General features: G+C 45.8%; 12 protein-coding genes. 5 read left to right on the forward strand and 7 right to left on the reverse strand.

Annotation, left to right across the window (positions count from 1 at the left end; all coding sequences use genetic code 11):
- Positions 1-16: 16 nt before the first annotated feature.
- Positions 17-3,982, reverse strand: a complete 3,966-nt coding sequence (locus NIES2104_RS20960; RefSeq protein WP_059000180.1) for an AAA domain-containing protein — start codon at positions 3,980-3,982, stop codon at positions 17-19.
- A 176-nt stretch (positions 3,983-4,158) separates the two neighbouring features.
- Between NIES2104_RS20960 and NIES2104_RS20965 the strand changes: the two genes are divergently transcribed.
- The gene (locus NIES2104_RS20965; RefSeq protein ID WP_058997871.1) at positions 4,159-4,950 is read left to right on the forward strand and encodes an IS5 family transposase; all 792 of its coding nucleotides are present in this window, start codon (positions 4,159-4,161) and stop codon (positions 4,948-4,950) included.
- 291 nt (positions 4,951-5,241) lie between these two features.
- Here the strand turns inward: NIES2104_RS20965 and NIES2104_RS20970 are convergent, their stop codons facing one another.
- Positions 5,242-6,147 carry a tyrosine-type recombinase/integrase gene (locus NIES2104_RS20970; RefSeq protein WP_059000181.1) on the reverse strand — a complete coding sequence of 302 codons (906 nt, stop codon included), beginning with the start codon at positions 6,145-6,147 and terminating at the stop codon, positions 5,242-5,244.
- A gap of 70 nt (positions 6,148-6,217) precedes the next feature.
- On the opposite strand from NIES2104_RS20970, the gene NIES2104_RS20975 reads away from it, so the two are divergent.
- Together NIES2104_RS20975 and NIES2104_RS20980 are read left to right on the forward strand one after the other, a co-directional pair.
- Complete coding sequence (locus NIES2104_RS20975) at positions 6,218-6,667, forward strand: zinc ribbon domain-containing protein (protein WP_059000182.1); 450 nt, start codon at positions 6,218-6,220, stop codon at positions 6,665-6,667.
- 376 nt (positions 6,668-7,043) lie between these two features.
- Complete coding sequence (locus NIES2104_RS20980; protein WP_059000183.1) at positions 7,044-7,688, forward strand: GerMN domain-containing protein; 645 nt, start codon at positions 7,044-7,046, stop codon at positions 7,686-7,688.
- 147 nt (positions 7,689-7,835) lie between these two features.
- On the opposite strand, the gene NIES2104_RS20985 is transcribed toward NIES2104_RS20980, so the two are convergent.
- Positions 7,836-8,633, reverse strand: a complete 798-nt coding sequence (locus NIES2104_RS20985; RefSeq protein WP_059000184.1) for a glutathione S-transferase family protein — start codon at positions 8,631-8,633, stop codon at positions 7,836-7,838.
- An 81-nt stretch (positions 8,634-8,714) separates the two neighbouring features.
- Positions 8,715-9,470 (reverse strand): amino acid ABC transporter ATP-binding protein, encoded by a 756-nt coding sequence (locus NIES2104_RS20990; protein ID WP_059001958.1) that lies wholly within the window; start codon positions 9,468-9,470, stop codon positions 8,715-8,717.
- 104 nt (positions 9,471-9,574) lie between these two features.
- Between NIES2104_RS20990 and NIES2104_RS20995 the strand changes: the two genes are divergently transcribed.
- Entirely contained in the window at positions 9,575-11,092 is a 1,518-nt protein-coding gene (locus NIES2104_RS20995; RefSeq protein ID WP_059000185.1) for an ABC transporter permease subunit, read from the forward strand.
- 7 nt (positions 11,093-11,099) lie between these two features.
- On the opposite strand, the gene NIES2104_RS33540 is transcribed toward NIES2104_RS20995, so the two are convergent.
- The 3 genes from NIES2104_RS33540 to NIES2104_RS21005 are packed head-to-tail and all read right to left on the reverse strand — an operon-like array spanning position 11,100 to position 11,713.
- Complete coding sequence (locus NIES2104_RS33540) at positions 11,100-11,297, reverse strand: type II toxin-antitoxin system VapC family toxin (RefSeq protein WP_263971002.1); 198 nt, start codon at positions 11,295-11,297, stop codon at positions 11,100-11,102.
- A gap of 60 nt (positions 11,298-11,357) precedes the next feature.
- Entirely contained in the window at positions 11,358-11,486 is a 129-nt protein-coding gene (locus tag NIES2104_RS33545) for a hypothetical protein (RefSeq protein WP_263971003.1), read from the reverse strand.
- On the reverse strand, positions 11,483-11,713 hold the full coding sequence (locus NIES2104_RS21005; RefSeq protein WP_059000186.1) for a type II toxin-antitoxin system Phd/YefM family antitoxin: 231 nt from the start codon (positions 11,711-11,713) through the stop codon (positions 11,483-11,485). Before NIES2104_RS21005 ends, NIES2104_RS33545 begins: the two co-directional genes overlap by 4 nt.
- 96 nt (positions 11,714-11,809) lie before the next feature.
- Between NIES2104_RS21005 and NIES2104_RS21010 the strand changes: the two genes are divergently transcribed.
- Positions 11,810-13,672 (forward strand): GTPase family protein, encoded by a 1,863-nt coding sequence (locus tag NIES2104_RS21010; protein ID WP_059001960.1) that lies wholly within the window; start codon positions 11,810-11,812, stop codon positions 13,670-13,672.
- Positions 13,673-13,816 lie beyond the last annotated feature (144 nt).

The raw sequence follows: 13,816 nt of genomic DNA on the forward strand, positions 1-13,816 counted from the left end.
AGGTTGAACGTGGATGTTATGAATTACCGTATTTACGAAGAGCTTCAATTCGTTGGATGAGCCGTCTAACCTGCTGGTCGCGATCGCGATACCACTCACAAGCCCAAATTCGATGAATCTTCCAATCTAAGCCCTCTAATACTTTGCGACGAAGACGATCTCGATCGCGTGCAGTATCGTACTGACTGTAATTCACCTCATCACATTCAATGCCCAATAGAAAATTGTTACTGTCTCGATCTGCTTTGACTGCAAGATTGATGGGGAATTTCGATCGCCCAATTTGTTTCTCAACCACATAGTTGTGTTTTTCTAGTACATAGCAAATATCCTCTTCCAACAAACTGAGCGCACGAGATGCTCGATAGTTTTGTTGTTCTAAATGCTGTCCATTGCTCTCAACATAGGCAAAATAGCGTCGTAAAATCTCCAACTCTGCATTGGTAATATTCGTTTGAATTAGATCGATCGCATGAATTGAAGCAACTAAAACGAGTTTGTATCGAGCGCGAGTAATCGCAACGTTTAATCTGCGCCGTCCTGTGTCTTGTCGATTGAGAAGTCCAAACGCTCTACTCAAATTGCCTTCTACGTTTCTGCCGTACCCAAAACTGATAAAAATCACATCAGCTTCGTTGCCTTGGACATGCTCAAGCGGCTTGACGAAAAACTTGTTCGATTCTTCCTGACAGAACGTTTCTAGCTCAGGGTTACTTCGCCAGATTTTCTCTAACTCCCGTCGAATTGCCTGCTCTTGGGACTGCCCGAAGGTAATAATCCCAAGCGATCGATCGAATCGTTTCAGGTGAGGAAATTCTTGTTGAACCATTTGAGCGATCTCTCTTGCTTCGACTGGATTCCCTTGCTTCTGATCAAACGTGCCATTCTCCACAAACCGAAACTGAACCCCTCGATGCTCATCCGTGCTAGAACTTGGAAAGTAGATGAGTCCATCTGCTGAGTAGAAGTTCTTTTCAGAAAAGGCAATCAAGCTTTCATCCTGGCTACGATAGTGCCATTTCAGGCTGAAAGACTCCATAAAAGCACAAGCATCTAACAAACTGCTGTAAGTGTTGTCCTCTTCGTCATCCTCTTCAAGAATGCCAGTAAACTGCGATTTTGTCGGAGGGAGCTGTTCACGATCGCCGACAATAATCACTTGCTTTGCTCTCATGATGGTTGGCACTGCATCCGCAATCTGAATTTGCGAGGCTTCGTCGAAAATAACTGTGTCAAACTGAATGACTTCAGGATCAAGAAATTGGCTGACTGCCGAGGGAGTCATAAACCAGCAGGGCTTAAGCGTCATGACTAAATCAGGAGCATTGGCAATAAAGGGTCGAATAGGCCCTCTCGCTTTTCCGCTTTCTGCGTTAAACAATTGAATTTGCTGTTGAACCTTCAAATCCGCACGACTCGACCAATCGCGCCATTGTTGAGCGTGAAGTTGTTTGAGCCGAGTTTGAGCATGATCGAACTGTCGCTCGTCTGCCTTGCAAAATTTCTGAACTCGCCCTTCATGAGTATCAGCACGAAACATCCGCAATGCTTCATCACTGTCTAAGAGATGCCGTAACCAACTCTGATAAATGCCTTGCTGCAACGTTAAATCCCACAGCGATGCAGTCAATTTTCGAGATCTCAGCGAAGAGAGAAAGTCCTCCAACCCTATCTCGGTCAGCCGTTGTTCAGTATTTCGGCAGTCAATGACTTCTTGAAGGTTGTCTAGATCAGACTGCGCTCGTTCCACGAGGTCACGCAGTTCTTGGATGGATTGCTCTTCAAGCTCTTGTGTGGAGGTTGATACCAAATCAAACAAAAGATGCTCACGAATAAAGTCAAAGCCTTCTTCGATCTGTGGAACAGTGCTGTCAATTTTCTGAATTAAAGCCTCAATTTTCTGAATGTAAGCAGGAGAGCGAAGTAGAGTTGCGACTCTTGTGATCGAAACAGATGATTTCCGGCGTAATTCTGCAAGCCAGTCTAATCCTTGTCGAAGCTCATCAAAACGCGGATCGTCCAAGCGATAGTCCTTGCCCAATAGAACTTTAGCGGCGTAAGAGGGGTTCCTGAGCCGATTTTGAGTGTGTTGAAGCTGTGCTAAGTCTTGAAGATTTGCGACCAGTGTACGATCGAGAACCCAACATCCTCCTTCCCTAAAGCGTGTCACAGCATGACGATCATCCCGGTAGGTACGCTGGAAAAACCGTCGCCACCCTTGATAGTTCTTGAACCGATTCAACAAGTCTTCGAGTGAACGAATGGACTGCAAGATTTGGCGATCGTAAACACGCCACAAACTGGATTGATTCAGATCATGATAATCTTGCTCAAATTGGCTGATAGCACTCTCCAATTCCGTGATGTCTCTTGTAATCTCCCAGTTTGCCACAGTTGCAGGAGCATCGCTGAGATGAACGAGCGTCTTTCTTAATTGACTTAGATTTCTCAAGCTTCCCAGTATTTCAAGGTGAAGCAGTCCCTTGACTCCGATCGCAATGTCATCTGCTCGCTGAATTGCCTGACGCAGCTTTGCTAATTCTTGCCGTAGAACACCGCTTGTTTCTACTGACCAATCTTGAATATCAGGTTCAGACCAAATTGTGGCTTTTTCGCCTAAAAATATCTCACTGAAACCACTCAACCGTTCTAATAGCGTTCTCGCATCAGCAAGCCGTTGCTCTGACCAATCTCGTATCTCTGAAATATGAAACCCAAGGTTAGGAACTCCCTCTCGACTGAACTTTAGTAAAGTCCCGAAAAGCTCAAACGGAGATTTATTGAGCGAAGATTGCTTCCAATGTAGGCGTTGAACGTGATCTGTCAGCAACTGTCGATCGGTCTCAAGACTTTTGAAAAATACTTCCAAAGCAGAAATCTCTACACCTTGCTGAAGTTCGTTCTCCGTTCGTTTCAATTCTTCCAAGAATCCTTTCTTCTTGGCAATGCCTTTGTCGTAGAAGCTGAGACACAAATTGCTTAACCCCGACTCTGCTAAACGCTTAGCAACAACTTCCAAAGCAGTTTGTTTTTCAGAAACTAATAAAACTCGCTTCTTCATTCCCACTAATTCAGCAACCATATTGGTGATGGTTTGACTTTTTCCAGTTCCAGGAGGTCCCTTAACAACAAAGCTTTGCCCTGATTTCGCAGTTTCAATCACAACCTGTTGGCTAGAATCTGCATCCCGAATTTGAAAAACCTGGTTGGGATGGATTTGATCGATCAACTCAGGAGAAATAGGCGGACGAAGCGTTTTTGTATACTCGGACGAATCACCTGCTAATGCTTGCAGAATCGGGTGATTTGCGATTTTTTCTGTACACTCTTCAAGATCGCGAATCAGAGCCGCCTTAGGGTCTTCAAATAGCGCAATGTAAGCTGTCTCTTCTAACCGGACGTTAGCCTGCTGTTCCAGTGATGGTTTGACAGCAGCGATAAACTGCCCATAGTCCCAATCACGGATACTTCTACTGTCAGGTAAACAAATTCTAAAGTCCTCATCTAGTTTGCTAGCAATTAGCGGATTAATCAATACATCGTCATCTAGAGCTTGCAGCAGTTCGGTGCGTTTACGAACTTTTTGAAGCTCGATCGGAATCAGCAGTAGAGGAGCGATCGTAAAATCCCGCTCCTTCGGGGTTGCCTTTGTCGTCCATTTAATCGTTCCAACGACTGCAAAGAGTGTATTCACGCCTTTTTCTTCTAGCGCTTTCTTTGCTGCTAGTCGCAAATCATTAAAGGATTTGGCTTGCTCGTCTCTCGTCTGGAGCGTTCTCAATTCATCCAGGCGAAATTCGGGGGGTTCACCATGAATCAAAGTCTCGTAAATCAGGGACGCGGGGGTAGAAAGCTGGATGTGAGGTTTTGTGCCTTTACTTTGTAGCCATCTGATTAGAGGATTATTCAGCGTTGTATCAGAAAGCGCCTCTTTCCACTTTTCAATCTGCTGCAATACACTCGAATTGACCACGGTGACCACTGACGATTCCCTGATTTAAGGTTAAGCAAAGACTGAGTACTGAGATACATTCGTTTCTCAGTAGAATCCATACCACTTCTCTCTCAGAGGGTGTTTGAAAAGACAATCAAGGGGGTAAAAAAGCTCTCCGGTTATACGCTGTAGATACATAAAACACACAGCACCGAGAGAGCAACATGAGTAAATCATATCCGAGTAATTTGAGCCATGCTCAATATGAACTGTTGCGAGATTTGCTGCCCGAAGCAAAACCGGGCGGACGACCGCGAGAAGTGGATTTGTGGGAAGTCCTGAATGCGATCTTCTACATTCTGGTTGAAGGGGTGCGTTGGAGATCGTTGCCTGGAGACTTTCCGGCATGGCAAACCGTCTATACCTACTTTCGCAACTGGCGCAAAGATGGAACCTGGATCAACGTTCATGATTGTCTGTATCGTTGCAGTCGGATTGAACAGGGACGGATGCCCAGTCCATCGGAAGCCGTGTTGGATAGTCAGTCGGTGAAAAGCGCTGCGGGTGTCCATGAAGCCGTGGGCTTCGATGCCGGAAAGATCATTAAAGGACGCAAGCGATTTATCACCGTCGATACGCTGGGACTGGTTTTGCGCGTGTTTGTGACTGCTGCTAGCACCCCAGAACGCGAGGGCGGCAAAACGGCGCTGCAACGAGTCCGAAAACAAGGCAAAGCCGTATCTCGATTGCACACGATCTGGGTCGATGGCGGATTTGATGGCGCACCGTTCATGCAGTGGGTCATCAGTATCTGCTATTGGCTTGTCCAGGTCGTCTTACGTCCTGAGCAAACCAAAGGTTTCGTCTTGCTCAAAAAGCGCTGGGTGGTGGAGCGGACAAACGGTTGGATCATGCACTGTCGTCGCTTAGTGCGAGACTATGAGCTACTGCCGGAAACTTCGGAGACTTTTATTTATCTGGCGATGATTCGCATCATGGTGAGGCGTTTGGCATAAAATTTGACCCGATTCAACTTTTAAAACACCCTCTCAAAGTATGCAGGAACTCCAAAGAACCGACAATGATTCAAATGTGCTATTCAAGATGCGACCTCATTTGACCAAGACTTTTTTGTAGCTCTAGGACTATTTCTGTAGCTTAAGCTACAAGAAGGGCGTAAAGTTATTTCTTCAATAAATTATATTTTGAATTCTTATTTGACTGGTGCAGAGTATCTTACATACTCTGCGGTAAGAAAAGAGAAGTTAAATAAATATGTGTATAAACAGCGTTCTATGAGTAGCTTTTCAATCAAGATTTTGCAGCGATTTCAGAGCCTGTTTTGCCACGATTTCTGCTCGCTGTGAAGTTACTTTTTGATAGCGCAACGTGGTTTGAATCGATCGATGTCCCATCAGCGCTCTTAGTTCTTCAATCCCCATCAGTCCGACTCTCTCAGTCGCGAACGTATGCCGCAGGTCGTGCAGATGTGCGTCCGTGAGTTCCGGTGCTTCAGCGATTAGTTCGCACCAATTGTCGTGAGCGGTGCGATAGCTTAAACGCGAGACTTCCAGTGTGAAAGGCTGTTGGGCGGTAAACAAGGCAGTCGATCTTGGATGGCGATCGTATTTCAAGTAGTGATCGAGCGCCAGTGCTGCATCTTCGCTGTAGAAACACCAGCGCTTCCGATTGCCCTTACCCACGACTTGAAACCTGCGATCGCTCAGATTGACCTCGTTTAAGTCCAGCGCCAAAATCTCTGAAATTCTGGCTCCAGTTCGATGTAGCAGATGCACTAGAGCATTCATACGGAGATGGTGCTTAACGAGTTGGTACAGGGTCGCGAGCTGGTCGGGGGTGAGGTAGCGGATAATCTCGTCGCTGTCATGTTCTCCCTTGGCTCGATCAGGTTTACGCCGTTTCAAGCCCGCAATTGGATTCGCTTTGATGTAGCCTTCTTGAACAGCAAAGTTAAACAGGGATTGAATGATCGCTTGGTGGCGATGATGCGTCGTGTAAGCAATGCCTTCTAAGTCGTCGAGATACTCGGTGATGGCTTGCCGCGTGAGGATTTCAATCGGCATCGAGCCATACTCCTGCAAAAACGGCAACAGGGTCGATTGATACGATTTCAACGTTCCTGGTGCTAAACCTGAACGACTTAAAAACGTGGTCGCTACTGTAGCTAAAGAGGCAGCAATTTTAGAAGACATAATGAGATTGTTATTTCGGTAGAGTATTGTTGAGCTACCAAATTAAATACACCGTTTTAGACAGCGTTCTATGGCAGCTTTAAATTCAGAACTAGCTCCAAATCCCCAAGAATCGTTAGCAGACTACGTGCGACGGGTGCGAATTAGCTTGAGTCTAAGCCAGAAAGACCTGGCAGAGCGAGCAGGCATTCACCTTCAGAGTGTCGGAAAGATTGAACGGGGACAAACCACGCGGTTGAAGCATAAAGCTAAAAAAGGATTGGCGCATGCACTCGGAATTTCGATCGAGTATCTGGATGCTGTTTGTAAAGGGGTGACGATTGATGTGATCGAGACGCTTAAATTCTGTCCCCAGTGCTGGACACCGGGAAGTTTACCGGATCCGATATGGACATCGGTGCGGGCGAAATACTGTTACGTTTGTGGGACTCAGTTATGCGATCGCTGTCTCAATTGTAGTGAGAGAATTCTCTCACCTAAGTTTAAGTTCTGTCCTTTCTGCGGCAAAACTTATAAGTAATGCTACATAATGCAGTTCCGACGAACGACTCTCATAGTGGGATGAGTGTATGCTAAGCATAGTTTTGCTTCACGCATCTTAACCTTGCTCTAAGTAAACTCTGAGGTAAGAAAAATTTGTTATAAAAATTAGTTGGACTAGAATGCCATCCTGCTAATTTCAGTCCAACTAATTTTTCGATCAAGAGAACCGTGAAAGCCTTGTTTTCTCGTTCTTACAGTCCAGCTAATTATTATTCTTGATCAGTCCGACAACAGTCGTTATTTTCTGTGAAAATTCCGAAATTGCGTGACGCATTATTGTAGGTTTATAAAATCTGTGTGTGTCGCCCATCGAGTTTGTCGTCACGAATTCTAATCTAGTCGAGGTCTTCCCCATGCAAGAGCATCCACGTCGTTTTCCGGTTGGAATTGTCATCGGGCTATCTACTCTCGTTGTCGCAACTGGAGGCGCAACCGCCTTTTTTACTTGGCAAAATGCTCAGAAGAGCCAGCCCGTTCCGGTTGCGGTTGAGCCGCCTTTGGTAAACGCACCGCGATCGGCTCCTCCGACTTCCCAAAATTCGATTCAGGCACCCACAACAGAAAAAACGGCTCGAGTGTACTGGCTCAAAAATAGTGCTACTGAGCCAGCCGTCGTGTCAGTTCCGGTTAAAGTGAAATCGGTCGATCGAGAAGAAGCCCTCCTCACCGCAGCCGTGAATACCCTCTTAAGCGAAGCACCCAATAAAGAGGTCACTTCAGAAATTCCCAAAGGTACGACGCTGCGAAGTCTGAAAGTACGATCGAATGCGGTTTATGTCGATTTGTCCAAAGCGTTCGTATCGGGTGGCGGCAGTTTCTCGATGACGGGTCGCCTCGGTCAGATTCTCTACACAGCGACGAGTCTGAATCCGAGTGCAAAAGTGTATCTCTCGGTTGAAGGACAGCCCTTGACCGTTCTGGGTGGAGAAGGACTAATCGTGGATCAACCGTTGACGCGATCGCAGTTCGAGCAAGACCAAAAAACGAATCGGGAATAATACCAATTCGATTATTTAACGCAACAGATCGAACAATGGTCGTTTCATGCCGAAACCCTGGTAGAGACGCGATTAATCGCGTCTCTATGTCATTGGGTCAACGCGAAATTCATTGCATCAACGTCTGTACAAATTCAATACGGTATCTCAATCAATATTGATTGAAGTCGGAGCCGATCCACTCGGCGGCGTATAGCTCCCGATCGACGCTTTGCGGAAATCAGCATACAGCTTATCGCGCCAGTTAAAGAACGGATCAAAGATGCTGACATCTGCAATTCCAGTTACACCTTGACCTTTTAAGGATTCTGGAATATCTAGATAAGCGCCAGTCGGAAACTTTGCATACATCGATAAACCAGCAACTGCAAAATCTGCCAGCGTTGGACTATCTCCCACTAGATAAGGCTGATCAATCAAAATGTAAGACAGTGCCGTAAAGCTACGCTTGAGATCAGCGATCGCTTCTTTCACCGCATCGGGTCCCATTCCTACTCCGCTCCCCAAGACACCGAGCAAGTCACTTGGAATTGCACTTACTAAGTTCTTTAAGATATCTGGCGTGGAAGAAGGCAGCACAGCAGCACGGAAATTCTGATTTTGCGAAAGTGATCCAATCAAACCTTTTCGAGCATTGAGTCCTAAAGATTCATCTGCCCATTGTTCAATCAGTAACACTTGTCCTTTTAGCTTTGGATCAGCAGGAATGATCGGCTTCTCTGGATATTTACGATCGAGATACTCCGCGATCGCAGTTGAATCCGCAATAATTTCACTACCATCTTTTAGAACGGGAACTTTTCGCTGTCCGGATAGTTGAAAAAGCTCAATCTGTCCGATTCCCGGTGTGACTTCGATTTTGCGATACGGTAATCCTTTGTAGTCCAAAATCAATCGCACTTTTTCGACATAGTGCGACATCTCAAATTGATATAACTCAAGCATAAATGTCTCCTCAAAAAATCGAGTAGCCACCCTCTAACATAGAACTAAATTCCTCGATCGAACACGTAGGGATATCCGTCTTTATGCCATCTGAGCTTGACGCATTCGGCTGAGAAAGGTGTGCAATCGTTCGCTCTGTGGATTCGTTAACACTTCCCGCGCATTGCCTTCTTCCGCGACGATTCCTTTATCGAGAAACATCACTCGACTCGCCACTTCCCGCGCAAACTGAATCTCGTGAGTGACTACCACCATCGTCATGCCGCGTTCTGCTAATCGGTGCATCACAGAAAGAACTTCACCAACGAGTTCAGGATCTAAAGCACTGGTTGGTTCATCGAATAGCATCGCTTGAGGTTCCATACAGAGACTTCTTGCGATCGCGACTCGTTGCCGCTGCCCGCCCGAAAGTTGCTCAGGATACATTTGCGCTTTGTCAGCGAGTCCCACTTCTTGCAAATAGTACCGTGCTCGCTCTGTGCTTTCTTGACGCGATAGTTTGAGAACTTGCTGGGGTGCTAACGTCAGATTGTCTAAAACGCTCAGATGCGGAAAAAGATTGAACTGCTGAAACACCATACCGATTCGGGCGCGGACTTGTTTAAGTTCGCGACTAGAAAGATTCGCTCTCGAAATCTCTAAATTATCAATCATGATTTGCCCTCGATCGATCACTTCTAATCGATTCAAGCACCGCAGCAAAGTACTTTTCCCACAGCCAGACGAACCAATGATTGAAAGGACTTCACCCGCAGCGACATAGCCACTAATGCCTTTCAACACATGCAGAGAACCGAAACTTTTCTCGACCTGGTTAAATTCAATCGCGTGTTTCATGAAAACTAAAATATCCGCGATTGGCGATCGAGACATGCCACCTCAGACAGAGTTATCCTTTGCGAAACTCATTCATTAATTGAAGATTATTCAAACGAATTCCTATGTTTAAGCGCAAGTTGCGATCGCTCTGGATTGCTCTGTTTTGTACACTGCTGATCGTTTTAAATCCGGTACGAGTCTTCGGTCAATCAACGCTGACCGTTGCCGTTGAACCTGTGTACGCTCCGTTTGAATTTCGCAATGATGCTGGAGAAATTCAAGGCTTTGATATCGATATTATTCGCGAAATTGGTAAAGCTGCGGGTTTTGGTGTGAGATTTCAGACGATTACCTTTGCTGGCATTATTCCAGCGCTGCAAGCTGGAACCGTTGATGCGGCGGTCGGTGCAATTACCATTACTCCACAGCGATCGCAGGTGGTGGATTTTTCGCGTCCGTATTTCAAGGCAGGATTAGCGATCGCGACTCGCACGAATACGCAGAACATCAGTTCGATCAACGATCTGCAAGGAAAAAGAGTTGCTGTCCAAATCGGAACGACTGGAGCGCTCGAAGCTGAGAAAATTCCAAACGCTCAAATTCGTACCTTTAATGCGGCAGTGTTAGCGCTCCAAGAACTGAGCAATGGAAATGTTGATGCAGTCGTCCACGATGCTCCAATCTTGCAGTATGCGTTGAACTCTGGAGGCTTGAAAAATCTTCGAGTGAGTGACCAATTACTAACTTCTGAGTATCTTGGAATTCCGACTCCCAAAGGTTCACCAAACTTAGCCAAAATCAATCAAGGACTAGGCACGATTTTAGGCAATGGCACTTATGCGAACATCTATCGCAAATACTTCAACGCTGATCCGCCACAACTACCCGAAACCGTTCCGAACGGTGAGCAGCAGACTCGATCGACAAACTGGTTTACTACAATGCAGAACGCTCTACCCGCGTTACTGACCGGAACTTTAGTCACAATTCAACTTGCGCTCATTTCAGCGGTGATCGGTTTAGCGCTCGGAACATTGCTAGGGATCATTCGACTATCCAAAAATCGGTATTTGCGGTGGTTCGCCAGAGCTTACATCGATTTCTTTCGAGGTACACCGCTGCTCGTTCAGATTTTTATGATCTACTTCGGCATTCCCTCGGTGATCAAAGAACTCGGCTTGGAATTTAACCTTGATCGCTTTGTGGCTGCAATCTTAGCTCTGAGTTTGAATGCGGCAGCGTACATTGCGGAAATCGTCAGAGCGGGAATTGGCTCGATCGATGTCGGACAAACTGAAGCAGCAGATTCACTCGGTTTAGATTCTCGGCAAACGCTCCGATATATTATCTTTCCGCAAGCATTTCGCCGGATGTTGCCGCCACTAGGAAATCAGTTCATCTCCTTGCTCAAAGATACGACACTTGTTGCAGTGATCGGATTTGAAGAACTATTCCAACGGGGGCAATTAATCGTTGCAGTGAACTATCGACCGTTTGAGCTGTATGCACTCGTTGCCCTCATTTATTTAGCCTTGACGCTGCTTTCGTCACAGGTCTTTAGTTACTTAGAGCGCCGCATGAATCCAGCACAGCACAAACCAAAAGAGAACAAGCGCGATCGAGTGTTGGTGCAACAATAACCAAGTTTCACCAATATCGAATGACAGAATAAGAATCAAAGACTTGATCTGCACTAATGATGGGAATCTCTTCAGTGATGGCTTGAGCGATCAGAAGTCGATCAAACGGATCTTTGTGATGAAAAGGCAATGCGGCAACTGTGGCAGTATGAGCAATCTCGATCGGCAAAATTTCTAGCTCATTCACTTGAATCTGTTGCTGCATCCAATTTTCAAACGAGTCGGGTAACTGATACTTACCGATGCTAATTTTGATGGCGATTTCTCAATGAGAAGCGGGACTAATCAACAAATCATTCTGCGGGTCAATTATCAAATCATGAGCAGCTTGGCTGAGTGCAGAATCGTTCAACACAAACCACAAAAATGCCTGAGTATCCAGCAGCAGTTTCATGGCATGTAATCACCAAAATCTTTCAAATGAGTCTCATCGTCTGCCAGAATCACAAGTGTCCCCACAGCACTTCCAGGTTGTCTCGGTTTTCGAGTAGGTGGTGCTTCTGCGATGAGTCTTGCGACTGCTCGATTCTTTGAAAAAATTTGCACTTCTTCACCAGGCTGTAATCCTGCAATCAACTCCGGTAAGCGCAGTTGAGCCTCTTCTAAAGTAATCTGTGCCATTCTGTTTAATCGTCCTGCAACACTACCGCCAATTTTACAAGATAAACTCTAGCTGAATCTGTACACTTAAGAATGTCGATCGTTGGAGGCGAAACTATGGTGCGATTGCGAATTTGGCAATGGATTGTCCTAGCGCTCCCGATCGCGCTGGTGGTCGGTTTCCTCCTCGTCGCAGCGGGCTTTCAAATTCACGAATGGCATATTAACTGGATTTGGGCGATCGTGGCTCTGATCTTTCTCGGTTGGCGTTGGCTACTCGTTCAGTGGACACAGCCCGCCCTCAAAGAAGTGGAAGCGATCGTTACTGAACTGTCTGAAGAAACTCCTGAGCTAACCGATTCACCCGCAACTGAAACGACGCGAAAAGTTGAAATAGAAGTTCAAAAGATTCTCGTTGAAGCACAATCTGATCCGCCACTTTGGGAAGATTGGAATACATTTTGGCAACGCTGCTTAAGTTTGATTCGAGCGATCGCATCAATCTACTATCCTGAAGCCAAGAAACCTTTGTTAAACATCTATGTTCCGCAAGCTTACACCTTGGTACGGGGGACAGTGGATGATTTAGATCAATGGATGACAAAGCTTTCACCTGTACTCAATCAAGTCACTGTTGGGCAAGCAGTTCAAGCTTACGAAATCTATCAAAAACTTGAGCCTTCTGCACGTAAGTTTTTGAAAGCTTGGAGTTGGGCGCAATGGTTTTTAAATCCTGCGGTTGCAGTTACAAAAACAGTTACACAGCGGAGTGGCAGTCAAGCAACGCAAGAACTATTAGGAAATCTAAGCCAATTACTAAGAGAAGCTGCATTACGAAATTTAGCTCGACAAGCGATCGCACTTTACAGCGGCACAACTCCACCTGCGCTCAATACGCTTGAACCTGCAACACCGAAGTTTCAAACACTCCGAGAGATCATCAATCAAGCGAATCCAACCGATGAAATCGAACAAAAGCCTGTGAGTTTATTGCTCGTCGGTCGAACAGGTGCCGGAAAAAGTAGCGTGATCAATACCTTGTTTGTCGAAGCTCAAGCACAAGTAGATGCACTGCCTTCGACCGATCACATTCAAGACTATCGCTGGCAAACCGAAACCGGAGAAGCTCTAACGCTGTGGGATACTCCGGGATATGAACAAGTTGGACAACCGGAATTACGTGATCGAGTTCTAGAATATGCTGCTAACACCGATTTAGTTCTATTAGTCACGCCTGCAAATGATCCTGCACTACAGATGGATTTGGACTTTCTAAACGAACTACGATCGCTCTCTTTACCTACTATTACACTCGTGACTCAAGTCGATCGCTTACGTCCGATCCGTGAATGGAACCCGCCGTACAACTGGCAATTTGGCGATCGACCCAAAGAAGTTTCAATCCGAGAAGCGATCGCCTATCGTCAAGAAGTGCTTGGAGAGGTTTGCTCTTTAGTGTTACCGATCGTCACTACAGGAGACAATCGAGCCGCTTGGGGGGTCGATGCGTTATCAATGACGATTCTGAACACGATCGACCCTGCAAAACAAGGTCGATTAGCTCGATTTTTGCGCGACATTGATGCGAGAACAACCACCGCTGCAAAAATTATCGATCGCTATACGTTTCAAATGACCACCACGCAAGGACTCACCGCATTTCTCAAAAGTCCAATTCTGCGATTTATTTCCACGATCGCAACTGGTTCCCCCACGCTTGCATTTCTCTTAGCTGAACAGATCCCGATCGAACAATTACCGATCGTGATTGGCAAATTTCAGATGGCGTATGATCTCTACACATTACTAAAACCCAACACACCCTTAGATCTGAAATTGCTTTGGAATTTAGCGATCGACAATGGTTCTACGCCCGATCGTGTTGCTTGGGCATTTGGTCATACGTTAACTGAATATTGGACACAGAATTTAGCGATCGAACAGCTTGAAACACGCTACCACCACTACCTTAATCAGTAATCTCAAACTACAGCATATTCGTTCTAATTCGTATGTTTTTTACACAACCAAAGCGATTAACAATGTGATTACAAATCACCAAACCTTAATTTAGTTTTAAATCAGTTTTAACCTTTGGCTGAGCGACTTTGTTTATTGTATTGA

Origin of the sequence: Leptolyngbya sp. NIES-2104 (genome assembly GCF_001485215.1) — a bacterium.
Lineage (GTDB): Bacteria > Cyanobacteriota > Cyanobacteriia > Leptolyngbyales > Leptolyngbyaceae > Leptolyngbya.

Coding starts and splice junctions, on each gene's coding strand:
- NIES2104_RS33540 (WP_263971002.1), bottom strand. CDS start 11,297: ATGCAGCAACAGATTCAAGTGAATGAGCTAGAAATTTTGCCGATCGAG.
- NIES2104_RS20990 (WP_059001958.1), bottom strand. CDS start 9,470: ATGAAACACGCGATTGAATTTAACCAGGTCGAGAAAAGTTTCGGTTCT.
- NIES2104_RS20965 (WP_058997871.1), top strand. CDS start 4,159: ATGAGTAAATCATATCCGAGTAATTTGAGCCATGCTCAATATGAACTG.
- NIES2104_RS20985 (WP_059000184.1), bottom strand. CDS start 8,633: ATGCTTGAGTTATATCAATTTGAGATGTCGCACTATGTCGAAAAAGTG.
- NIES2104_RS33545 (WP_263971003.1), bottom strand. CDS start 11,486: ATGAAACTGCTGCTGGATACTCAGGCATTTTTGTGGTTTGTGTTGAAC.
- NIES2104_RS21010 (WP_059001960.1), top strand. CDS start 11,810: ATGGTGCGATTGCGAATTTGGCAATGGATTGTCCTAGCGCTCCCGATC.
- NIES2104_RS20995 (WP_059000185.1), top strand. CDS start 9,575: ATGTTTAAGCGCAAGTTGCGATCGCTCTGGATTGCTCTGTTTTGTACA.
- NIES2104_RS21005 (WP_059000186.1), bottom strand. CDS start 11,713: ATGGCACAGATTACTTTAGAAGAGGCTCAACTGCGCTTACCGGAGTTG.
- NIES2104_RS20980 (WP_059000183.1), top strand. CDS start 7,044: ATGCAAGAGCATCCACGTCGTTTTCCGGTTGGAATTGTCATCGGGCTA.
- NIES2104_RS20975 (WP_059000182.1), top strand. CDS start 6,218: ATGGCAGCTTTAAATTCAGAACTAGCTCCAAATCCCCAAGAATCGTTA.
- NIES2104_RS20970 (WP_059000181.1), bottom strand. CDS start 6,147: ATGTCTTCTAAAATTGCTGCCTCTTTAGCTACAGTAGCGACCACGTTT.